A 21,915-nucleotide genomic window follows, 5' to 3' on the forward strand; every position below is an offset into this window, starting at 1 on the left:
TCCCTTAGTTCGTCTCGGCCGTCGACAGTTCGGCCTCGCTGTCCGCCGTATCGAACCCCGCCCCGCCGAACAGATCGTCGGTCGCACACCGCTCGCAGTAGAAGTTGTGATCCCGGTCGTGCGTGCGGAGCGGGACGCCCGCAACGACGGTTTCGTCGCGCCGCCGCCGGAGCAGCCCGCTTCGGCCCCGCCTGCCGCAGACGACACAGGGCTCGTCGTACCCCTCGTGTGGGTAGACGACTCGGTGGTCGACCGTTTTGAGACGGCCGAACTTCGTGAGGCCGTGTCGCCGAGCGAGCCGGCGTCTGACCGGCGGCAAGATACTGAGCCCGCCGAGAGCGAACAGGACCCCGAGCACCCCAAGCACGGGAGCCGGTGTGCCGACAGCACCGATAAACAGAAACCAGATCGCCATGAACCCGACGAGACCACCTGCAAGATATGACAGCACTGCGTTCGTGGTATCGCTCCCGTTGGCTGTGTTATTGCTTGTCGATCTTTGTCCGGGCGGTCGCGGCTGCCGACCGTCGCCGACCGAGAGGTATCGATAGTCGGCGAGCTTCGCGTAGTGATACCAGCCGTAAATGAGGTTGCCGACCCCGCTCGTGATAAACAGCAGCAGGATGTGGATCGGGATCGAACCGATCTCGCGATCGACGAGCGTGACCCGATCCCCGCGGTCGGTTTTTAGCTCCCATCCGGCTTCGATGTGGTCTCTGACCCGCCGCCGGAACGCCTCGTGCGATTCGCTCTGCTGTCGGCTGGCCGACGACCGCGCCTGCCCACAGTGCGAACAGAACTCCTCGCCGGGGCCGAGGGTCTCGCCACAGTGCGAACAGAAGACGTCGGTGTCGGCCCGCGTGCCGCACTGCGGACAGAAGTTCGCTGCGGGGTCGACGGTCGTGCCACACTGCTGGCAGTCCCGACGCCCCGATTCGGGTGTACTCATTGGGGGGTCTAGGTGTAGACGCCGTCGAGTATTCAAATTTTGGTCGGCCGACACGACTGGGAGCTAAATAGCCGGATACCGAACCCCTAAGAAATGAGTTACAACGACGAGATCGCCCGGCTGCTCTCGGAGTTCGCCGACCGACTCGAAGCCGACGGCGTTGAGTACAAGCCGAACGCCTACCGCCGGGCGGCCGAAAACATCGCTGACCACCCCGAGCCGATCGACCAGCTCGCGATGACTGGCCAGGAGGCTGTCGAGAAGATCGACCGCGTGGGCGATGCGATCGCCTCCAAAGTCGTCGAGTACGTCGAAACCGGGCGGATCGAAGAGCTCGACGAGCTTCGGGAGTCGATGCCCGTCGATATCGAGGCCCTCACCAGCGTCGAGGGCGTCGGCCCGAAAACTGTCGGCTCCTTATATACTGAACTCGGCATCACCGATCTCGACGAACTGGAGGCTGCCGCCGAGGCCGGTGAGATTCGGGAGATCAAGGGGTTCGGCGCGAAAACCGAACAGAACATCCTGGACAACATCCCCTTCGCCCGCCAGAGCCAACAGCGCGAGCGGCTCGGCGACGCCCGGCCGGTCGCCGATCGTGTCCTGGAGTTCCTGGAGGCGGTCGAGGCCGTCGAGCGGGTCGAAGTCGCGGGCTCGATCCGCCGCTGGAAGGACACCATCGGCGACGTCGACGTGCTGGCGGCGAGCGCCGACAGCGAGGCCGTCGTCGCGGCGTTCACCGACTGGGACGAGGCCGACGACGTGATCGAGGCCGGAAGCCACAAATCCAGCCTGCGGGCCGACGACATGCGGGTCGACCTCCGGGTGGTCGTGCCCAGGGAGTTCGGGGCGGCGCTGCAGTACTTCACCGGGAGCAAGGACCACAACGTCCGGCTCCGAAACGTCGCCATCGACCAGGAGCGCAAGCTCAACGAGTACGGTGTGTTCGACGTCTCGGGGCTCGACGACCCCGAGGAATCGACCGCCGAAGACGCTCGCCGCGAGGGCGTCCGACTCGGCGGGGCAGCCGAGGAAGAGATGTACGACGCCCTCGGACTCGACTGGATCCCGCCGGAACTCCGCGAGGATACCGGCGAGATTCAGGCGGCCGCCGACGGTGAGCTACCGGCGCTCCTCGAAGCGTCGGCGATCCGCGGGGACCTCCACACCCACACCGAGTGGTCCGATGGCCGGTATTCGGTCCAGGAGATGGCCGAGGCCGCGGCCGACCGAGGCTACGGTTTCCACGCAGTCACCGACCACGCCACTGGCGCGGGGATCATCGAGTCGATCGGCCTCACCGACGCCGATCTCCGCGAGCAGGCCGACGAAATCGCCGCGGTACGGGACGAGGTCGACATCGACCTCCTCCACGGCGTCGAGACCAACATCGAGGCCGACGGCTCGCTGAGCACCGCCGACGACGTGTTGGCCGATCTTGATGTGGTGGTCGCCTCGCCACACAGCGCGCTCGATCAGGACACCGAGACCGCCACCGAGCGGCTCTGTACGGCGATCGAGCATCCCGCCGTCGACATCATCGGCCATCCGACGGGTCGGATGATCAACAACCGCGAGGGGCTGCCGGTAGATTTCGCCGCGGTCGCCGAGTGTGCCGCCGAGCATGGGACCGCTCTCGAAATCAACGCCAATCCCATGCGGCTCGATCTCCACGGAGAGGCCGTCCGCGCAGTCGTTGAGGCGGGTGGGACGATCGCAATCAATACTGATGCCCACGGTCCTGGAGCCTTCGACAACGTTCGGTACGGGGTCCAGACCGCCAGACGCGGCTGGGCAGAAGCAGAGAACGTAATCAATACGTGGGACAGCGACCGGCTCCGGTCATTTATCAGTAGCTAGCCGAGACTCGTCGGCGTCGACTCCTCCATTTATATACTGTTTATAAGAGGCTGCACTCGTTTATAAGTAGTCGGCTGCTACCGTGTTGACCGATCCGGTTGAGGAACGGTTCAGCGGGCGTCCCAGTCCTCGCAGGCGTCCATGTCGTCCATCAGTTCGTCGTGGTGGCCACAGTAGGGCCGGATTCCGGTGTCGGTGCGGACGTATTTGAACTCGACACAGCTGCCGCAGTAGCGGTCGACCGAGGTGTCGCTGCCGTTTTGGCCCTGTGACTGGCTCGGCGTACCGGGGCCGATCCGGTCGACGCCCGCGTTGTCGGTCGGCTCCGTGCTGCTGGCCGCCTGCTGGTCGAGCGGCGAGTTGATCGACTCGGCTGCGGCCCCGCCGTCGCTGGTCGTCCCGCCGACGCCGGGCTGGCCCGGATTGGTCTGGGTTTCGACCTCGCCGTCGGGCGTCGAGCCGAGGAAGCCGATCCCACCGAGGCCGCCGAGTTCCGCGCGTTCGACCTCGACGGTCTCGGTTTTGCCCTGCCGGGTGACTTCCATCGTCACCGTGCCGCCGGGGTTGTTGCGCGTTTTGAAGTTCGCCACGCCGATGAAGAGACACCAGATGGTCGTCAGCGTGCCGAGGGTGTAGATGCCCGCGGTCGGCAGCGTGAGGTCGACGCCGGGATTGGCGCAGGTCGTCCCGATCCACTGACAGGGGTAGGCGTGGGCGAAGATCGCAACGCCGAAGATAGACAGCGAGGCCCCGATCAGCGCGGCCGAGCGGGTCCGACGGCTGGCTGGCAGAATGGTAAATACGCCCAGCGTGAGCGCCGGGAGGCCGACCCCGCCGAGAATGCCGCCGAGCCACCGCGTCTCGCCGATCGAGTAGCCGCGCGCGGTCAGGAGCCCGGAGCCAGCGACGACGATCCCCGCCAGCAGGAGGACCGCACCGACGAGAAGGAGGCCGACGCCCAGATAGAGTCGGTGTCGCCCCTGCTGTTCGGCGACCCGCCCCCCATAGGCTTCGGATAGATCGGTCATGTGGGCGGCTATGTCGTCGGGATACAAAACAGTATGTCAGACAGTCGCCGAACGGATTGTATCTGTATGATATATCGCAACAACTCAGAGTCGATCACGCGGCGTCGGGCTCCGTATCGAAAGCATTAGGCTGACCGCACCGAACCTACGGGTATGGCAGACGACGAGGAAGCCGACGCGGAGCCGACAGTTCAGCTCGGTGACGGCCGTAGCGTCGAGGGCGCACCAGTCGCTCGTGTCGCCGCCCGGCTCACGTGGCCACAGACCCACAGCGACATTGTCGCAAAGGTCGGCGAGACGGAGATCCGAACGCCCGACGGCCCCGAACCGCTCGAAAGCGTCCTGGAGTCGGTCGACGACACCTACTTCGACCGCCGCCAGACGTTCGTCGAAAGCGTCCTGGACGTAATCGGCCGCGAACCGGTCGCCACCGAGTAACCGGCCGCTTTTTGCCGGTGGCTCGCCAACCGATAGCTATGTCGCTCCCATTCGATCCCGCAGCAGTCGACCCCGATGACTTCGGCGAGAAACAGGCAACCCTCGAAATGGACCACGAGGAGGCCATCGAGTACGTCCGGGCGGTCTGTACCGACGCCGGGTTCGGGGTTCCGGTGGAGTTTTCGCCCTCCGAGATGCTCAACGAGAAGGTCGACGCCGACCGCGATCCTTACTACGTGTTGGGGGCCTGCAACCCGGCGATCGCCGACCGCGCGCTGGATGCCACCGACAAACGGCTCGGCGCACTGATGCCGTGTAACATGATCATCTGGCAGGAGGAGACGGGTGTTCAGCGCGTCTACCACGTCTCCATTATGAAGATCGCGCGACTGCTCGGAATGGCAGTCGACGACGAGGAGATTGACTCGATCATCGACGACACCGGCGAGATGGTCGCGGCAGTCTTCGACGAACTGCACGCGGACACCGAATAGCCACTCTTCGTGTCGGTCAGTCGTTCTGATACTCCTTTTCGAAGCCCCGGAACTCCGTTCGGTGGGCCTCTTCGTCGGTGAGAATCGTCACCGCGAGGTCTTCGGTTACCGGATCGTTGGCCTCCGTGGCGGCGTCGACGAGCTCTCGATAGGTGGCGATCGCGTCGTCTTCGGCTTCCAAGACACCCTGAATCACCGACGAGACGTTCGTCGAATCTTCCGGCGGCTGCAGCGAGTCCTGTCGGGCGGTAAACTCCGCGGAGCCGGGCGGCCGGGCGTCCAGCTGTTTCAGTCGGTTCCCAATCTGTCGGGAGTGGTCGAGTTCCTCCTGGATGTCCTCCAGGAGGCTCCCTTTGATCTCTTCGGCGCGAACCCCATCCAGCACGATGGCGTTCGTCTGATAGTTCATCACGGTCTCTAGCTCGTCTGTGTAGGCGTTCCGAAGGATGTCGACGACGCGGTCTGAGGTCATACATCCACGGTCGCCCTATGCGAGAAAACGCTTAGTGGCCGGTTTGTTCGACCTTATAAAAACGCGTCCAGCCCGGACTGTCGGCCCGCCGCCAGTGTCGACTGCCGTCGAAGTTGGGCCATCGACACCGGGAGCCGGTCGACGATGTTCTTCACCGCGGCGTCGAACGTCTCGCTTTCGCCGTGTTCGCCGTCGAAGGCGTGGCGGATCGCCTCCCGGACCTGCCAGACGCCGACCGGTCCCCAGTACTCGTCGGAGACGTGGCGCAACACGAGGACCTTGGCCTGTCGACCGATTTCGTCGAGATGCTCAAGGACGGCCAGCCGGGCGGCGTAGTAGGCCCCGGCGGTCTGGTCGACGTAGCTCGTCCGGCCGGATTTTCCTTCATAGTCGCTGGCGAGCCAGATTCCCGCTTCCGGGTCGGGGTTCCAGACGCTGCCCGGGGCCTTGAACTCGACGAGCTCGAACTCCCACTGGCCGGGTGCGAGGATTACCCAGAAACTGTTGCCCAGATACTCGTTGTGGAACACCTGGACCGTATCAACGCTCGTCGCGGTTCGCTGTTTCCCTCGCAAAAACTGGCCGACCGTGTCGTCGACCGCGGTGATCGACCACCGCGTCGGGACCAGTCGGCGGTTCTCCTGCTGGCCGAGCGCGCCCGCCGAGAGGATCGTGTTGATCTCGTAGACATCGAAGCCGCGGTTGTACAGGTAGTTCATCGCGCCGGTCGCCGCCCAGTCGTCGTCCTCTAAGGTCTTTTTAACGGGTCGCGGGACGTGTGGGTTCTCGGTGAGCGTCGCGTCCTTTGCGGGTGCACGCGGTCCGGTGGGCGTCGAGACGTCGCCCGGCGACAGACCCAGATCCAACTCCGGCGAGCCGTTGAGCCCCACTTCGACGCTGACGGGGCGGTCGGCGATCGCTACTTCGCGCTGGACGCCGAGAAAGCCGTTCCACGCGTCGTGGACGTTCGTTTCGACCGGCGTCGACTGGCTCGCATTTAATAGGGACGTGCGGCGCTCGAAGACGTCGCTGATCGAGACGCCCTCGGTGTACCACTCGCCGCTGGTGGCGAACTGCGCGGCGTCGGCCTCGTTGCCGACCGGCGAGAGGAGTCCCGTGGAGACCTCGGGGTAGCCCGCGCGGCCGACGAATATGGAGGGCGAGACGCTGCCGAACTCGTTGTTGTCGGCAATCTCGGCGAACTGGTCATCGACGCCATCGAGGCGGTCGAGAATCTCGTAGGATTTGTCCTTCGCGAGGCGGCGGCGCTCGGCACGGTCGCCTGCCTCGTACTCGATGAACTCCGAGAGCCGCATTCAGTCGGAGAGAGGGTACTGGTCGGCTTCAACGTTTGGTCGACCGTCGCGTCGGTTGACAGCTGGCCTACTCCGAGAGTCCCATCGCTTCGATCTGCTCCTGATAGCGGTTGCGGATCGTCACTTCGGTCACTTGGGCCACGTCGGCGACCTCCCGCTGGGTTTTCTTCTGGTTGCAGAGCAGCGAGGCCGCATAGATCGCCGCCGCGGCGAAGCCAGTGGGCGATTTGCCCGACAAGAGGCCCTGTTCGGCGGTGGTGTCGATGATCTCCTTGGCCTTGGCCTGGACCTCCTCGCTGAGATCGAGCTGCGAGGAAAACCGCGGGACGTACTTTTTGGGGTCGACCGGCCGCATCTCCAAGCCGAGTTCCTGGGAGATATACCGATAGGTCCGGCCGATCTCCTTGCGCTCGACCCGCGAGACCTCGGCGATCTCTTCGAGGCTTCGGGGGATGCCCTCCTTTCGGCAGGCAGCGTAGAGGGCGGCCGTCGAGACGCCCTCGATGGACCGTCCGCGGATCAGATCCTCGTTGAGCGCCTGCCGATAAATGACCGAGGCGACCTCCCGGACCGCTCGCGGGACGCCCATCGCGGAGGCCATGCGGTCGACTTCGCTGAGGGCGAACTGTAGGTTTCGCTCACCGGCGTCCTTGGTCCGAATGCGCTCTTGCCACTTCCGGAGGCGGTGCATCTGACTCCGCTTTTCCGACGAGAGCGATCGGCCGTAGGCGTCCTCGTTTTTCCAGTCGATGGTGGTCGTCAGCCCCTTGTCGTGCATCGTCTTGGTCGTCGGGGCGCCGACGCGGGATTTGTCCTGCCGCTCCGAGTGGGTAAAGGCCCGCCACTCGGGGCCGCGGTCGATCTGGTCGTCCTCCAGGATGAGGCCGGTTTCCTCGTGAATGAGTTCGCCGTCCGACGTTCGGACGACGTCTTCGGGGTCGACGTCGTCGAGGTCGATCTCCGCGTCGCCCTCGTCGTGCTGCGTCTCGCTGTCCGCGCGCTGGCGGGTAGACCGTGTCATCCAGTTCCATACTAATTTGTGGCACGACTGTAAAGCTACTGGGTGCCAGCTGGTCACCGTCGGGGAACGAACCCCCTTTGAGTATCCCCCGCCGAGGGACCCCATGCCAACGATCGACTGTGATCCCGACCGGGCGGCCGACCGGCTCCGAGAGGCGGGCGTCAATATCGAGCCGGGAAACACCGACCACGAGGCGTGGCGCGCCGAACGCGACGGCGCAGTCGCGGTCGCCTACGACGACAAAGTCGTGGTTCAGGGCTCCGATCCGAGTTCGCTTACGATGGTGCTCCAGGAGGGCGGCGGCCGGGCCCACGTCTACTTCGACGGCGCCTCCCGCGGCAACCCCGGCCCCGCGGCGGTCGGCTGGGTAATCGTCACCAGCGACGGGATCGCCGCCGACGGCAATGGGCGGATCGGCGAGACCACGAACAACGACGCCGAGTACCAGGCCCTCATTCGCGCCCTCGAAGCAGCCCGCGACTACGGGCTCGACGAGGTCGATCTCCGGGGCGACTCTCAACTCATCGTCAAACAGGTCCGCGGCGAGTGGGACGCCAACGAGCCGACGCTCCGGGAACGCCGGGCTCGGGTCCGTGAACTCCTGACCGAATTCGATCGCTGGTCGCTCGAACACGTGCCGAGGGAAATAAACAGTCACGCCGACGAACTGGCAAACGAGGCACTCGATGAGTGAGTTACCACAAGACGCAGTCGAAGCCGCAGAGCGACTGACCAAACTCGCCCGGCAAGTGGGCGACGACAACGAGGCCGAGGCCTACCGAACGCGGCGCGCCGAGACGCTCGCCGACCACGACTACACTGCTCGCGTCCGCGAGGATGACGACACGCTCGTCCTGTACCCCGACGAGTGGCTCGAAGACGGGACAGTTGTCCTCGACCGAATCCAGGATACGGATCGTGCTGTCGAGGTGCCACTGTCGACGACCGGCGGCGAGGGTTCGTGGGAGGAGATTGAGGCTCACAACGCCGCACTGGTCGAGGCGGTCGCCGCGGAGTACGGCGAGCGCCACGAGAAAAACGCCCGTGCCTTCGCGGATTTCATGGGGAACCACTATCTCGGGCGGGTCGACGAGGCGACCGACGAACAGATCACGGAGTTCACTACCGAGTACTTCCCGCGGAACGCGTGGCCCGATAAAAAGCAGCGGGAGATCGTCGAGACCTCCCTCGAATACCTCTCGTCCGTTTCCGAAGCCGACTGCCCAAGTCCGACCTCAGAGTAACGCTATTTCAGGGCGTCGACGAGGTCGTAGATGTCCTGTGCGCGGTCGTGGTCGGTCACGAACTTCGAGAGCTTCCACTCGAACTGGCCGAGGATGGCCTCGTAGCCCGTCTCGGTCAGCTCGTACTGGTTGGTTCGTTTGTCGAGTTCGCTTTTCTCGACGAGATCCATCTCGACCAGGTCGTCGAGGTTGGGGTAGAGTCGGCCGTGGTTGACTTCCGTCCCGTAGTAGGATTCGAGCTCGCGTTTGATCGCCAGCCCGTAGCGCGGTTCCTCGGCGAGGATCATGAGGATGTTCTGTTGGAACGCGGTCAGATCGCGTGCCAGGCCCGATTCGTCAGCAACTGATTGTGCCTCTGACATAGTTGGCCAAATGTCATCATCCTATTTAACACTTCGCAAATCCGACCTTATTTCGCATAGATATCAGCCGGATCTAGCGGTATTACCGCTTCAATTACCCGATTGTTGCAGGATTTAAACTTCGTTCCAGAACTTCTCTTCTGAATACATTTCAAATCGATAGACGTCGCCCCATGTCGCGCGAGCGCCCCATCATCATCCACCGCCGACAGTTGCTGTATGTATGAGTATACCACACCAACCGACCAGTTCCCGAAAGGACTTTTGAGTAGGTTTCAGAACCTACGCACGTAATGACGAACCTCTGGAAAACGCTTGAAGCGGGACCTGATGCGCCCGAGACCATCTACGCTGTCGTCGAGTGTCTGAAAGGCGAGCGGAACAAATACGAGTACGACAAGGACATTCCGGCGGTCGTCCTGGACCGAGTGCTCCACTCGAACGTTCACTATCCCTCGGACTACGGCTTCATCCCCCAGACGTGGTACGACGACGACGACCCCCTCGACGTTTTGGTGTTAGTCGAGGACCAGACGTTCCCCGGCTGTGTGATCGAAGCCCGTCCCGTCGCGCTGATGGGGATGGACGACGGCGGCGAGCAGGACGACAAGGTCATCGCCGTCCCCACCGAGGACCCACGCTACGACCACATCCAGGACCTCGACGATATCCCCCAGCAGACCCAAGACGAGATCACCGAGTTCTTCAACACTTACAAAAATCTCGAAGAAGGCAAGGGTGCTGAGGTCCTCGACTGGGAGGACAAGCAGGCTGCGCTCGATGCGATCGAACACAGCCAAGAGCTCTACGACGAGACGTTCTAACGCCCGACGAAATCTCCTGTTTTCGCAGCATACGTCCACATTGGTAGCCATAGATGTGCCACACGCATACTCCGTCCAGTCGGAATGTGGTATGCGCATGGGTAATTATTTGGGCGTGAAGCCCGAATTCCTACCCGTGATGGCAGCAACAGAATCCACCTTCGGGATGCGGCATCCAACGGTCGTCCCGACGAACTTCGAGCCGACCGCCGAATCGGCCGCCGACGAGGAGTCGGCTGACGATGAGGCGGCTGGCAACACATCGTCCGCCACTGACAGCGAGTGAACGCTGTGGGTACAGCGGAGCCAAACGCATTTCATCCCGCCACTGTTAGGAATAGCTAATGGCGAAATGCGACGCGTGTGGCTCCCACGAAAACATGCCGTATCAATGTCGGCGCTGCGGCCAGACGTTCTGTGCGGCCCATCGGCTCCCCGAGAACCACGACTGTCCGGGGCTCGACGAGTGGAACGACCCCGGCGGCGTCTTCGATAGCGGCTTCGACGATTCGGTCGAGAGCGGCGGCCGCACGTCGAAAGCCAAAGGAATGGTCGACAAACTGACCGGCACGGGTGGACCACTGAGCTACTTCCGCGGCAACATGGCCTACACCATGCTGGCGGCCATGTGGATCACGTTCATCCTCCAATGGCTCGTCATCCTCCTCGGCGGCGGCGGACTCCACCAGACGCTGTTCGTCCTGCGGCCCGCCTTCCCCGAGTACGTCTGGACGTGGGTCACCTCGGTGTTCGCCCACTCGCCGACGAACTTCCTCCACATCGTGTTCAACAGCATGGTGATCTTCTTCTTCGGCCCGCTGGTCGAACGCTACGTCGGCTCGAAGAAGTTTGCGCTCCTCTTTGTCGTCAGTGGCGTCCTCGCCGGGGTGAGCCAGACACTCCTCACCATCTTCGAGACGACGGTCACCCCAACAACGCCGGGCGTGCTCGGAGCCAGCGGCGCGGCGCTGGCGATCATGGGTGTGCTAACGATTCTGAACCCCAAGCTCAAGGTCCTGATCTACTTCATCATCCCAGCCCCGATCTGGCTGCTCACCCTCGGGACCGCCGCGGTCAGCGTCTTCTTCATCGGGACCGGCCAGGCTGGCGGCGCGGGAATCGCCCATGGCGCACACCTCGTCGGCCTCGCCATCGGCCTCGCCTACGGCGAGTACGTCAAACGCACTCAGAACATCCGCACCCAGAACCGCTTCCGGCTCGGCGGCGGCCCGGGCGGCGGCATGGGCGGCCCCGGCCGCGGTCGGTTCTGATCGATGGAGCCGGTTCGCCCCGATTTCGTCCCGGATCCTTCGCTCTCCCGCACCGAGATGGAGGCCCTCCAGCGGTCGGTCGCTGCTGACGCCGAGTTCGCTGATCGCCTCCCGTTCGATCCCGCCACTGTCAGCCAGACGACGGGACCGGCCGACACGACTGGATCGGCGCAGTCGACGCTGACCGGCGAGCGTCCGATGACGACCGCCCACGAGCCCCCGGTTGTCGCGGGCATCGACCAATCATTTATAAACGATACCGCGATCAGTGCGATCGTCGCCCTCCAGGACGGCGAAGTGATCGAACGCACCCACGCGGTCACCGAGCTGTCGGTCCCGTACATCCCTGGCCTGCTCTCCTTTCGGGAGGGCGAGGCGATCGTCGAGGCGTTCGCAACGCTCGACTGCGAGCCGGATCTCGCCTGTTTCGACGGCAGCGGCCGGATCCATTTCCGGCAGGCGGGGCTGGCGACCCACATGGGTGTTGTCTTCGATCTCCCGGCAATCGGCATCGCCAAGAACCTGCTGTGTGGCGAGCCCCGCGAGTCGGTCGACGACAGAGCCGAGGGGTGGCGCACGCCGATCGAATCGACTGACGCGGTCGACTGTCCATCGGGGACGACGATCGGCTACGCCTACCAGTCGAGACAGTACGATTCCGGCAATCGGTATATCAACCCGCTCTATGTGAGTCCTGGACACCGCGTGAGCGCCGAGACCGCCGTCGACCTCGTGGCCGCCTTCGGTGGCGGCTACAAACTCCCCGAACCGACGCGGCTGGCCGACAGCTATGCCGATGAGGTGAAGTCGTCGGTCGTCGATGACTAATGGGTATAAATAGCATATAAATATCCGTAGTCGGTGAATATTCTGAGCGGGATGGTATCGCCCGGAAGATGCCGCATAATTATCACCCACCGGCCAGAAGAGAGCATGTGCAACCGAAGACGGTACTCATTACTGGCTGTTCGTCCGGCATCGGACGGGCCACTGCCCTCGCATTTGCCGACGAGGGGTGGACGGTGTATGCGACCGCCCGCGATCCGGCCGACATCGAGACGCTCGGCGAGGCTGGCTGCAAGACCGACCGCCTCGACGTGACCGACCAGGACGACATCGACCGCGTGGTCGATCGGATTCTCGACGAGGAGGGAGCAATCGGCTGTCTGGTCAACAACGCTGGCTTCGGCCAGTTCGGCCCCCTCGAGGACGTCCCGATCGAACAGGTCGAAAAACAGTACGAAGTCAACGTCTACGGCCCCCATCGACTGATTCGGGCCGTATTGCCGCATATGCGCCGGGAGGAAGACGGAACGATCATCAACGTCTCCTCTGTCGCCGGACGCGTGGCCTTCCCCGGCGGCGGCACCTACTGCGGCTCGAAGTTCGCCCTCGAAGCGATGTCCGATGCACTTCGGGCGGAGGTCGAACAGTTCGGCATCGACGTCGTCGTGGTCGAACCGGGCCCGGTCCAGACCAACTTCAGCGACCGTGCCGCAGACGAGACCAACGGCAACGACCGCAGCGCGGCCTACGACGACTTCTATAGCCTGTTCGACGACACAGAAGCCATCGGCGGCGACGGTCCCGGCTCGGTCCCACCGCAGCGGGTGGCCGGAGACATCGTCAACGCCGCCAGCGCCACCAAACCGGTCGCCCGCGTCCCAGTCGGCACTGTCGCCCGCGTCAGCGTCCTCGCGCGGTTCATCCCCGACACGCTCCGCGACCAGCTCTGGTCGCTGGTCCGCCGGTTCACGTAGCGGTTCCTTTTTACGCTAAACAGGCGGCAACAATCCGGAGGGCTGCCTCGCCGCGAACCTCGTCGGCCAACAGCGGCACCCGTTTGACCTCACGGTTGCGGAACAGGTCGGTCGACTTCGAGAGCGCGTTCTGCTGGACCTGCCACCGTCGCTGACAGAACTCACAGTCCTCCAGGTTCGGCGTGACGATCCACTCAGGGTCGACCTCGCGGTCGGTGATGTCGGCGAGGTCCTCCATTACGCGATTGACCACCAGTGTCTGGACCGGAATCTCGAAGGCCCCCAGCTGGTCGACCAGCCGCTCGGATTCGACGACGCTCATCTCCTCGGGGATCATCACCACACGGAAGTCCGTCTGGTCGGGGTCACGAAGCACACCCCGGAGGCGTTCGATTCGCTCCCGGAGCTGGTCCAGATCTGCCGAGGGGTCTGCCTCGTCGCTCCCACCGCCGAACATCCCCTTGAGGCCATCGAACATCCCCTGCATTCGCTGGCGCATCTTCATCACGCGGCCGACCATCGAATCCATCAGTTCGGGGAGCTCCAGGAGTCGAAGGGTGTGGCCGGTCGGCGCGGTGTCGACGATCACCCGATCGAAGCGTGGATCGTCGAGATACTCCAACAGTTGGCGCATCGCCACCGCCTCGTCCGCGCCGGGCATCGAGCCACCCATCCCCATCATCCCAGCCAGTCCGCCCATGCCGTCGTCGCCCTCATCGCCGCCGAGCATATCGCCCATCGGGCCGAGTCCCTCGCCCATCTCGCCCATGCCGCCGAGGGGGTCCTCGTCGGTTCCGAACATCCCCTCTCCCATCGCCTCGTCGGGGTCGATCTCGGCGGCCCACAGCGGGATCTCCTCGCGAATCCGGGTCGGCGTCGGGGGGATCGCCGTTTCGAGGGTATCCGACAGCGAGTGGGCCGGATCGGTAGAGACGACGAGCGTCGCGGCCCCACCGGCGGCACTCGACAGCCCGGTTGCAGCGGCCATCGTCGTCTTGCCGACGCCGCCTTTGCCGCCGTACAGCACGTACTCGGGGGCGTCGACGCCCGCGGGCAGGTCGGTCTCGGTCGCCGTGACCTCGACCGGCTGTGGCCCCTCGGTCGCGTGGTCAGCCTCCGACTCCCCGCCGCTCGGCTCCTCGCCTTCGACCTCGTCGACGGCCTCGACATCGATCTCGCTCATACGGGAGGGGAGACCGCCGGGGCTTGTGTAGCCGTCGGTCGACTACCGCCTTACCGCCCGTCGAAGTAGTCGGCCAGCCGCTCGGCGGCCTCGGTAACACGGGGCGTCACGAGCGCAAAGCGGAGCCACTCCTTGCGGGTGGTCCCGAACGTCGCGCCCGGCATCCCCGCCACCCCCGCCTCGTCGATCAGCGTCTTCACGTTGCCCATCGTGCCCGGAAAGCCGTCGAACCGTGCCAGCACGTAAAACGCCCCGTCGGGACTCGTGTACTCCGCTCCGGCCTCGTCGAGCGCCGCGGTGAAGGCGTCGGCGCGCTCGGCGAGTCGATCCCGTGCCTCCCGGTAGTAGTCGGGACCTGTCTCCCGGTAGGCGGTGTATACCGCCTGCTGGGCGGGCCGGCTCCCGGTCACGTTGACCAGCATATGGCGGGTTTTGGCCGCCTCAACGAGCTGCGGCGGGAAGATGGCGTACCCCACACGAAAGCCAGTGATCGCCATCGACTTCGAGACGCCGCTGGTGACGATCACGTTGTCGGCGTCGAGCGAGAGCGCGCTTTCGAAAGTCCCTGAAAAGTCGAAGTGGTCGTAGACTTCGTCGACGACGACCAGCGCGTCGTGGTCGGCTGCCGTTTCGACGACTGCCCGGACTGCGTCGATGTCGTAGACTGCGCCGGTGGGGTTGTTTGGCGTGTTGAGGACGACCAGCGCGGTGTCGGGGCCGATAGCTTCGCAGGTGGCCGCAACGTCGAGGCTGCCGTCGCGGGCCGCACCGACTAGTCGCGTCTCGCCGTCGAGCATCGATACTTTGCCCGGATAGTAAGGATAGACAGGATCGATGAGGACGACTTCGTCGCCAGCCCCGCCTTCGAGCGCGCGGGCCATCCCGAGGTAGTTGGCCTCGCCGGTGCCGTTGGTGACAATGACGCGGTCGGGGTCGACGTTGCGGCGCTGGGCGATCTCCTCCCGCAAGGGTCCGAGCCCGTCGCTCGGCGGATACTGGAACTCCTCGGCGTCGGCTTCGGCGTACTCGCCGAGTCCCTCGCGGATGGCTTCGGGCGGCTCCCAGTCGGGGTTGCCGCTGACCATGTCGATCACGTCGCCGTCGGCCGCCGCCGCGTACTGCATCACGTGGAAGAACTGCGGCGTCTCGTAGTTCATACCGGTCCCTTTGACGCCGCCGCCCTCTTTCTTTCGCCATCGCTGTCAGTCTCCAGTCGGAAACATACACATAGCTGGATGGATACTCACGGCATAGAGAATGAACAAACGTGGGCACGTGATGAACGCGGTGTTGTTGAGTATCGGGCTCGGAGCCGTCCTTCAGCCGACCTGGGATGTGGCGACCGCCGAGATGATCGTCAAGCTCTCGGTGCCGGTCACTCTCGGCGCGCTGATGCCGGACGTCGACACCGCCTTCGGGAAACACCGGAAGACGTTCCACAACCTCCCGATGTTGGCGATCTTCATGGCGTGGCCGCTCTACTTCGAGAACCTCCAGTACGTCTGGATCGGCGTGGCAACCCACTACATCCTGGATGTCGTCGGCAGCACCCGCGGGATCGCGCTGTGGTATCCCCTCCTGAGCCAGGAGTACAACCTCCCGGTCGGGATTCCGGTCTCCAGCAGCAAATCCGACCTTGTGACGGTGCTAGTCACCGGTGTGGAGATCGCCGCCTTTGCGGGTATTCTCTACTACGTCTGGCCGGAGGCAATCGTCTACGGGGAGCAGATCGCCACGATGCTGCCGTAGCCGCCGTATCCCCGTTTATAATCGCTGCCTACTTTTCAGACGCCTCGGATTCTGCAGCGAGCGACTCCTCGACCGCCGATTCGAGCGGGTCGACCAACTCCTCGACGACCGTGTAGGGGTCCGTTTCGCGTCGAGCGACCTGCGAGGCGACGGCCTCGATCCCGCCGCGGCGGTCGAGCACCCCCTCTGCGAGTTCGCCGAGGTCGGTCCGGAGGAGCCGCCGAATCTCGGTTTCGGCCTGCCGTCGACGCCGCCCCGCTGCTTCGCCGGAGTCGACGAGATACTGCTGGTGGTCGTCGAGTGCCGCCCGGAGGTCGTCGACGCCCTCGCCGGTGGTGGCGACGGTTTCGATCACCGGCGGCGTCCAGCCGCTGTCGTCGCCCGTGTCGCCGTCTTCGGGGTCGGGCTCCGCCGCGCTGGGTCCGTGGTGGCCGGTCGACAGTCCGGCGGTCGGCGAGGCATCCATGTGGATCATCGTTTCGAGATCGGCGACCGTCCCGGCGGTCTCGTCCTTGTCGGCCTTATTAACGACGAACAGATCCCCGATTTCGAGGATGCCTGCTTTTAAAAGCTGGATGTCGTCGCCGGAGCCGGGCTGGACGACGACGGCGACCGTTTCGGCTGTTTCGACGATGTCGACCTCGTTTTGGCCCGCGCCGACGGTCTCGACGATGATCCGGTCTTTGCCGAAGGCATCGAGGGCTTTGACCGCGTCGGCGGTCGCCATCGAGAGCCCGCCGAGACGGCCGCGAGCGCTCATCGAGCGGACGAACACGTCCATGTCGCCTGCGGTCGAGCCCATCCGAATCCGGTCGCCGAGCACCGAGCCACCCGTATACGGCGAGGAGGGGTCGACCGCGATCACCCCGACGGTCTCTCCGGCCTCGCGGTACTGTTTGGTGAGCGAATCGACCAGCGTCGACTTGCCGGTGCCGGGGCTCCCCGTCACGCCGACCACCGACGCGCTCCCGGTTTCGGCGTGGAGCGCAGCCAGCAGCTCCCGATAGCCGGGCGTTCGGTTCTCTATTTTGGTGATGACGCGGGCCAAGGCGGCGTGATCGCCCTCCAGGAGCGACTCGTACAGGCGGGCGTTCGCCTCACTGAGATCCGCCATGGTCACTCGCTGCCCGCGTGTTCGCGGACGAATTCGACGGTCGCCTCGATCGACGTCCCCGGCCCGAAGATCGCATCGACGCCCGCTTCTTCCAGTTGGGGCTTGTCCTCTTCGGGGATGATCCCACCGACGAGGATGAGGGTGTCCTCGAAGGCGTCGTACGACTGCAGCCCCTCGATCACTTTGGGGATCAGCGTGTTGTGGGCCCCCGAGAGGATTGAGATGCCGAGGACGTCGACGTCCTCCTGGACGGCGGCCTGAACGATCTCCTCGGGTGCGCGGTGGAGTCCCGAGTAGATGACCTCGAAGCCCGCGTCCCGGAACGCACGGGCGATGACGTGGGCCCCGCGATCGTGGCCGTCGAGGCCGACTTTTGCCACGAGACACCGGGTGGCCCGTTGTGCGTGATCCGTGCTCATATCACAATCATTGTGCGAGGTGGATTTGAGAGTACCGGACAACTACAGGAGTCCACCGGCCGACCCCGTGCAGAACTTCTGGGTGGCGTAGACGCGATTATCGTCGGTGACGATCACGCCGACCCCGCTTTCGGCAAACGACTCCCGGAGGATGTTCTCGCGGTGGCCCGGCGAGGCCATCCACCGGTCGACCAGATGGGCGGCTACCGCTTCCTCGTCCTCAGCGACGATCGTCTCGCCGTCGACCGCGACTGGCTCGTCGATCCAGGATTGAGCGACGTTCTCGCCGCCTGCGCGACAGCCTGCTGCCGAGAGCCGATCGGCCGGTGTCACGCCGTCGGGGCTCTCGTGGCCGACGTAGCCGTCGGCGACCATATCCGCGCTGTGGTTGCGCGCCACCCGTTGGAGGTCGTCGTCGGTCGACAGCCGGTCGAGCCCGTCGGCGGCGCGTTCGGCGTTGACCTCCTCGTGGATCAGCCGCTCGATGGCCTGCTCGTCGGCGACGGTCGCGTTCTGGGTGACCGGCTGGCCGTCGAACTCGCCAGTGGAGCCGCCGACCGTCTCGGAGATCGACTCCGTGATCTCGTCGGTCGACGCACCGATGAGGGGAACCGGTTGGCCGCCGAGATCGTCGGCCAGCGGTCCCATCCCGGCAAAGCCGCCGGTTGCGACGAGGCCGATGATAACGAGGTAGAAAACGAGTAGTCGAAGGGCGATCCGAATCGGGACTGCGATCAGCCGGAACATTACGTGAGCGTCCGGCCTCGCTGTGTGTCTCTCATTGGCGGGCACTTCTCCTGGAGGGCCATCGCGAATACGATACGATGGACTTGGTCGGCGTACCGTATTACTCTAATTCAGCGATCGTGAGACGTCTCTCGCAGTGACTTTCACATCGATCCAGATTACCACGGCCGCACCGCTCGGGAGTCGGAAATCCGCAGAAACGGATTGCGTCGATACCGCGACGCGTCGTTATCGCACAGTGGTCAACCCAGCCTTAAAGGCGGGTGACGTTGGCCGCTCGTGGACCCTTCGGGGACTGCTCGATGTCGAACTCGACGTCCTGACCCTCTTCGAGGTCCGGGCCGCCAACGTCTTCCATGTGGAAGAAGACGTCGTCGTCAGCATCGTCAGTGTCGATAAATCCGTAGCCGCCTGTGTCGTTGAAGAAATCAACGGTTCCTTGCGCCATTGCATCTGAACCATAGTACCCCAGATGGATAAACCCCCCGTGAGACGCGATACCTCGGACCTACCGCTTCCAAGCCAGTTCGAGTTCGATCTTCTCGTAGTCCCCGCGGAGCCGTGAGGAGCGTTCGACGACGTCGACCGACAGCCCAACGTCCTCCTCGGGTGGCGTGAGGTCGACCGTCTTGTTGCCGACCGGAATGCTCACGCTCTCCTCGCCGTTGCCGAAGGCCGCCGCCAGCGTCTGGAGGTAGTTTTCGATCTCTTCGCGCGAACGCCGCTCGTCCGCTGTCGTCCGCTGTACCATACCATCTGGTAGGTATGCCTCTCCTAAAACAATTCTTACACTTTTGGTGAGTGTCGGTCGGCTGTAACCAACCGGCGGCGCTCGGCTACAGGTGGACGCGTTTGATGTCAGCGTGGCCCGCGCGTCGGACGACCGCCCGAACCACGTCTTTCGCATACGAGAGGTTGTCCGAGTCGCCGTCCAGGACGACCAGTTTGGCGTCCCGGCCCTCCTCGATGACGCCGCAGTTCAGCCCGGCGATCTTCGCGCCGTTTCGCGTCGCCATACGGAGGATCGTTTCGGCGGGCAGATCGGTCAGCTTGGCGGCGAACTCCATCTCACGGAACATCGAGGGGCTGTTGGTCATCACGTTGTCGGTGCCCAGCGCGACGGTGGTCCGCTCGGTGAGTTGGCGAATGGGCGGCACCCCGACGTTCGTGACGAGGTTCGACCGCGGACAGACGACTGCCGGAACCTCGTTGTCCTCGATCCGATCGAGATGCAGTTCCTCGACGTGGACCAGATGGACCAGGAAGTCCGGGTCGAGATCCAAAGCGGGGTGGATGTCGGCGGCGTCCCGCTCGCCCGCGTGGATGCCGAACAGTTTGCCCGCCCGGCGGGTCGCGTTGCGGAGCTGATCGAAATCGCCGTCTCGCGCGCCGGAGGCTCCGAACCCGTCGCTTTCGTGCATCGCGGCTTCGGTCTCGCGGCCGAGAATCACGGGGTCGACCGCGCGACGCGCCAGGGCGTCCTGGAGCATCGCAACGCCCTCGACGCCACCCTCGCGGAACTCGATGAAGCTCGCCGTGCCGGTTTCCTCCATCTGTGTCACCGTCCGGGCCATGGCGTCTACCTTCGTCTCGCGGTCGGTATTGCGGAGCAAGCGGTGTTTGAGCCCGTCCGGCGGCGCGACCAGTTCGTCCAACGAGAGGCCACCACCGGCCTCCTTGGCGATCGAGTCGCCGATATGGGTGTGGGCGTTGACGAATGCCGGAATGACGATCGAATCCGACCCCGTGTCGGCCTCTTCGATGGCCTGAATCTCGCCGTCCTCGACCACGACCCGGCCCTCCACCGGCTCGAACTCCGGCCCGACGAGAATGGTCCCCTCCACGTTCATACGGATGGCTTCGAGTGGGGCGGCTTGAAACCCCCGAACCGTCCCGCGCTACTCGAACTCGTCGAGCCTCGCATAGAGCCCCTGGCGGGTCTCCCGAATCCGCCCGTCGGGGAGTTCGAGGCCGAGTTCGTCGGCCGCCAGCCGACCCACCCGGTCGGTCGCCTCCGGACGCGTATAGACGCCGAGCCGCCACTGGCCCCGCTGGGCGGTCCGTAAGGCACTGACTAACGGCGACTGGTCGCCCAGTTTGCGGATCTCGCCGCCGACGACCACGCGGCTGGTCGACTCCCGCATCGTCGGCTCGTCGGGGATTTCGACGATCACATCGGTGGCTGGAATGTCCGCACGGTCGGCGATTGTCGACTCCAGCTCACGGATCTCCCTATGCTCGGCTTCCAGCAACGAATCGGGGACGTCCTGGAGTTCGGCCCAGACCGCCCGTTTCAGTAGGCGGCGGCTCCCGTAGCGCTCGGCGAACCCTTCGGTCTCTGGTGTCTGTCGGAGGGCGACGAGCAGGTCGTGGTCATCCATCCGGCGCAGGCGGTGGGCGTCGATGGCCGTTTCGTCCAGGAGCCGCTCGCTCGCCCGCCGCAACATCGCCTTGCTGATCCGGGCAACGGGGTGCATATAGACGGTCGGGTTCATCAGGGCGCGGGCGAGCAGTAGGCTCTCGGCGGTCTGGACGTTGCCCGCGTCCAAGACGAGCTCGCCATCGACGAAGGTCAGCTCGCGGATCAGTCGCTCGGTGTCGATGGTGCCGTAGGGGACGCCGGTATGGTGGGCGTCCCGCACCAGGTAGTCCATCCGGTCGACGTCGAGTTCGCCCGAGACGAGCTGGCCGAACTGGCCCTCACCCGCGACGAGACCAGCGATGTGGGTGGGGTCGAGGTCATAATCGCGGAGGATCTCGCCGACCTCGGCGGAGTCTAGGAGTTCCTCGACGTCGTCGTGGTATTTGCCCGTGTGGCGGTGGGTGAGTTCCTCGATGTTGTGGCTAAAGGGGCCGTGGCCGACGTCGTGGAGGAGGGCTGCGGCGCGGATGCGTTCGGCCTGGGTGCCTTCGATGCCGAGTTCGCCCAGCGCGCGGTTGGCGATGTGGTAGACGCCGAGGCTGTGTTCGAAGCGGGTGTGGTTCGCCGAGGGGTAGACGAGTTGGACCGTGCCCAACTGCTTGATGTGGCGGAGCCGCTGGACCGTGGGGGTGTCAAGCAAGGCCTCGGCGACGCCCTCGATCTCGATGTGGTCGTGGACGCTATCCTTAATGGTGGCCATAGGCCCGATTTCACGGCCAGCCTGAAAAACAGTACTGCGAGTGAGGGAGGCTACTCCAGGACGACCAGCACGCCAGCCCGCTACCTATTCTGCCGAACTATCGTACATCCCCTCGAATGACTGCTCTCCGCGGATTAACTCGTCGACACCCTCCGAAAGCGTGACCTCACCGAAAACTGTCGGCCGATAATACGTATATAGGCCGTCCTGTCCTCGGTCGGTGCGTTTTCGCTTCTCGACGAGACTGACGTCGACGAGTTTGTTGAGGTGGTAATGAAGTGTACTGTCGTCGATTTCCATTGCGTCGGCGAGTTCAGTCGGACTCATCTCATCACCATGCACGAGCCGATAGAGGATTTCGTAGCGAGTCCGGTGGCCAACAGCCGCGTGCATATCGAGATACTCCGAGAGGCTGAGAATACTCTCTTCCGGAAGGAGGTCTTCCGGATCGGCCGGGAGATCCGCCTTGGCTGTGTGTGTTCGCTTTGTCGACATGGATACACGACGATACGGGGAACACACGTTTAGTCTTTGTCAAGCCA

27 protein-coding genes are annotated in these 21,915 nt (G+C 64.3%); 11 read left to right on the forward strand and 16 right to left on the reverse strand.

Translation table 11 applies throughout. The features are described from left to right. Window positions 1-4 precede the first annotated feature (4 nt). A complete protein-coding gene (locus NO877_RS01180) occupies window positions 5-949 on the reverse strand; it encodes a zinc ribbon domain-containing protein (RefSeq protein WP_256394464.1) in 945 nt (314 codons plus the stop codon). A gap of 93 nt (window positions 950-1,042) precedes the next feature. Here NO877_RS01180 and polX point away from each other — a divergent pair, with 93 nt between their 5' ends. Next, window positions 1,043-2,809 carry a DNA polymerase/3'-5' exonuclease PolX gene (gene polX / locus NO877_RS01185; protein ID WP_256394465.1) on the forward strand — a complete coding sequence of 589 codons (1,767 nt, stop codon included), beginning with the start codon at window positions 1,043-1,045 and terminating at the stop codon, window positions 2,807-2,809. Between the two features lie 110 nt (window positions 2,810-2,919). Here the strand turns inward: polX and NO877_RS01190 are convergent, their stop codons facing one another. After that, window positions 2,920-3,837 (reverse strand): cell division protein CdpA domain-containing protein, encoded by a 918-nt coding sequence (locus NO877_RS01190; protein WP_256394466.1) that lies wholly within the window; start codon window positions 3,835-3,837, stop codon window positions 2,920-2,922. Window positions 3,838-3,990: 153 nt separating this feature from the next. On the opposite strand from NO877_RS01190, the gene NO877_RS01195 reads away from it, so the two are divergent. Both NO877_RS01195 and NO877_RS01200 read left to right on the forward strand, forming a co-directional pair. Beyond that, window positions 3,991-4,275, forward strand: a complete 285-nt coding sequence (locus tag NO877_RS01195; RefSeq protein WP_256394467.1) for a DUF5789 family protein — start codon at window positions 3,991-3,993, stop codon at window positions 4,273-4,275. Window positions 4,276-4,313: 38 nt separating this feature from the next. Then, a complete protein-coding gene (locus NO877_RS01200) occupies window positions 4,314-4,769 on the forward strand; it encodes a DUF302 domain-containing protein (RefSeq protein ID WP_256394468.1) in 456 nt (151 codons plus the stop codon). 16 nt (window positions 4,770-4,785) lie between these two features. Here NO877_RS01200 and NO877_RS01205 read toward each other — a convergent pair whose 3' ends face one another. The 3 genes from NO877_RS01205 to NO877_RS01215 all read right to left on the reverse strand — a co-directional run bounded on the left by NO877_RS01205 (window position 4,786) and on the right by NO877_RS01215 (window position 7,578). After that, on the reverse strand, window positions 4,786-5,241 hold the full coding sequence (locus tag NO877_RS01205; protein ID WP_256394469.1) for a ferritin-like domain-containing protein: 456 nt from the start codon (window positions 5,239-5,241) through the stop codon (window positions 4,786-4,788). A gap of 53 nt (window positions 5,242-5,294) precedes the next feature. Next, complete coding sequence (gene nreA, locus NO877_RS01210; protein ID WP_256394470.1) at window positions 5,295-6,557, reverse strand: DNA repair protein NreA; 1,263 nt, start codon at window positions 6,555-6,557, stop codon at window positions 5,295-5,297. Window positions 6,558-6,624: 67 nt separating this feature from the next. Then, window positions 6,625-7,578 (reverse strand): transcription initiation factor IIB, encoded by a 954-nt coding sequence (locus NO877_RS01215; RefSeq protein ID WP_256394471.1) that lies wholly within the window; start codon window positions 7,576-7,578, stop codon window positions 6,625-6,627. A 103-nt stretch (window positions 7,579-7,681) separates the two neighbouring features. On the opposite strand from NO877_RS01215, the gene rnhA reads away from it, so the two are divergent. Next, on the forward strand, window positions 7,682-8,272 hold the full coding sequence (gene rnhA / locus NO877_RS01220; RefSeq protein ID WP_256394472.1) for a ribonuclease HI: 591 nt from the start codon (window positions 7,682-7,684) through the stop codon (window positions 8,270-8,272). Beyond that, complete coding sequence (locus NO877_RS01225) at window positions 8,265-8,822, forward strand: DUF7108 domain-containing protein (RefSeq protein WP_256394473.1); 558 nt, start codon at window positions 8,265-8,267, stop codon at window positions 8,820-8,822. The genes rnhA and NO877_RS01225 overlap by 8 nt, the downstream gene beginning before the upstream one ends. 2 nt (window positions 8,823-8,824) lie before the next feature. Here NO877_RS01225 and NO877_RS01230 read toward each other — a convergent pair whose 3' ends face one another. Then, window positions 8,825-9,184, reverse strand: a complete 360-nt coding sequence (locus tag NO877_RS01230; protein ID WP_256394474.1) for a PadR family transcriptional regulator — start codon at window positions 9,182-9,184, stop codon at window positions 8,825-8,827. 293 nt (window positions 9,185-9,477) lie between these two features. Here NO877_RS01230 and NO877_RS01235 point away from each other — a divergent pair, with 293 nt between their 5' ends. From NO877_RS01235 to NO877_RS01255, 5 genes are all read left to right on the forward strand, one after another. Next, the gene (locus NO877_RS01235; RefSeq protein ID WP_256394475.1) at window positions 9,478-10,008 is read left to right on the forward strand and encodes an inorganic diphosphatase; all 531 of its coding nucleotides are present in this window, start codon (window positions 9,478-9,480) and stop codon (window positions 10,006-10,008) included. Between the two features lie 139 nt (window positions 10,009-10,147). After that, on the forward strand, window positions 10,148-10,294 hold the full coding sequence (locus tag NO877_RS01240; protein ID WP_256394476.1) for a hypothetical protein: 147 nt from the start codon (window positions 10,148-10,150) through the stop codon (window positions 10,292-10,294). A 58-nt stretch (window positions 10,295-10,352) separates the two neighbouring features. Continuing rightward, complete coding sequence (locus NO877_RS01245) at window positions 10,353-11,279, forward strand: rhomboid family intramembrane serine protease (RefSeq protein ID WP_256394477.1); 927 nt, start codon at window positions 10,353-10,355, stop codon at window positions 11,277-11,279. A 3-nt stretch (window positions 11,280-11,282) separates the two neighbouring features. Then, a complete protein-coding gene (locus tag NO877_RS01250; RefSeq protein WP_256394478.1) occupies window positions 11,283-12,107 on the forward strand; it encodes an endonuclease V in 825 nt (274 codons plus the stop codon). Window positions 12,108-12,214: 107 nt separating this feature from the next. Then, window positions 12,215-13,039, forward strand: a complete 825-nt coding sequence (locus NO877_RS01255; RefSeq protein WP_256394479.1) for an SDR family oxidoreductase — start codon at window positions 12,215-12,217, stop codon at window positions 13,037-13,039. 10 nt (window positions 13,040-13,049) lie between these two features. On the opposite strand, the gene NO877_RS01260 is transcribed toward NO877_RS01255, so the two are convergent. Together NO877_RS01260 and NO877_RS01265 are read right to left on the reverse strand one after the other, a co-directional pair. Continuing rightward, window positions 13,050-14,222 carry an ArsA family ATPase gene (locus tag NO877_RS01260; RefSeq protein ID WP_256394480.1) on the reverse strand — a complete coding sequence of 391 codons (1,173 nt, stop codon included), beginning with the start codon at window positions 14,220-14,222 and terminating at the stop codon, window positions 13,050-13,052. A gap of 50 nt (window positions 14,223-14,272) precedes the next feature. After that, entirely contained in the window at window positions 14,273-15,379 is a 1,107-nt protein-coding gene (locus tag NO877_RS01265; protein WP_256394481.1) for a pyridoxal phosphate-dependent aminotransferase, read from the reverse strand. 100 nt (window positions 15,380-15,479) lie between these two features. Between NO877_RS01265 and NO877_RS01270 the strand changes: the two genes are divergently transcribed. Further along, entirely contained in the window at window positions 15,480-15,971 is a 492-nt protein-coding gene (locus NO877_RS01270; RefSeq protein ID WP_256394482.1) for a metal-dependent hydrolase, read from the forward strand. A 28-nt stretch (window positions 15,972-15,999) separates the two neighbouring features. On the opposite strand, the gene meaB is transcribed toward NO877_RS01270, so the two are convergent. The 8 genes from meaB to NO877_RS01310 form a co-directional block, all read right to left on the reverse strand. Beyond that, a complete protein-coding gene (gene meaB, locus NO877_RS01275) occupies window positions 16,000-17,091 on the reverse strand; it encodes a methylmalonyl Co-A mutase-associated GTPase MeaB (protein WP_256394483.1) in 1,092 nt (363 codons plus the stop codon). Next, complete coding sequence (locus NO877_RS01280) at window positions 17,088-17,504, reverse strand: cobalamin B12-binding domain-containing protein (protein ID WP_256394484.1); 417 nt, start codon at window positions 17,502-17,504, stop codon at window positions 17,088-17,090. Before NO877_RS01280 ends, meaB begins: the two co-directional genes overlap by 4 nt. Before the next feature lie 42 nt (window positions 17,505-17,546). Beyond that, window positions 17,547-18,251: a CAP domain-containing protein gene (locus NO877_RS01285; RefSeq protein WP_256394485.1), complete on the reverse strand. Its 705-nt coding sequence runs from the start codon at window positions 18,249-18,251 to the stop codon at window positions 17,547-17,549. Window positions 18,252-18,504: 253 nt separating this feature from the next. Beyond that, the gene (locus tag NO877_RS01290) at window positions 18,505-18,699 is read right to left on the reverse strand and encodes a cold-shock protein (RefSeq protein ID WP_256394486.1); all 195 of its coding nucleotides are present in this window, start codon (window positions 18,697-18,699) and stop codon (window positions 18,505-18,507) included. Window positions 18,700-18,759: 60 nt separating this feature from the next. Continuing rightward, the gene (locus NO877_RS01295; protein ID WP_256394487.1) at window positions 18,760-19,002 is read right to left on the reverse strand and encodes an amphi-Trp domain-containing protein; all 243 of its coding nucleotides are present in this window, start codon (window positions 19,000-19,002) and stop codon (window positions 18,760-18,762) included. 85 nt (window positions 19,003-19,087) lie between these two features. Next, window positions 19,088-20,101 carry an amidohydrolase family protein gene (locus tag NO877_RS01300; protein WP_256394488.1) on the reverse strand — a complete coding sequence of 338 codons (1,014 nt, stop codon included), beginning with the start codon at window positions 20,099-20,101 and terminating at the stop codon, window positions 19,088-19,090. Window positions 20,102-20,149: 48 nt separating this feature from the next. After that, entirely contained in the window at window positions 20,150-21,373 is a 1,224-nt protein-coding gene (locus NO877_RS01305; RefSeq protein WP_256394489.1) for an HD domain-containing protein, read from the reverse strand. An 84-nt stretch (window positions 21,374-21,457) separates the two neighbouring features. Continuing rightward, window positions 21,458-21,868 (reverse strand): winged helix-turn-helix domain-containing protein, encoded by a 411-nt coding sequence (locus NO877_RS01310; protein ID WP_256394490.1) that lies wholly within the window; start codon window positions 21,866-21,868, stop codon window positions 21,458-21,460. Window positions 21,869-21,915 lie beyond the last annotated feature (47 nt).

The organism is Halohasta litorea (assembly GCF_024494645.1).
Classification (GTDB): Archaea; Halobacteriota; Halobacteria; order Halobacteriales; family Haloferacaceae; genus Halohasta; species Halohasta litorea.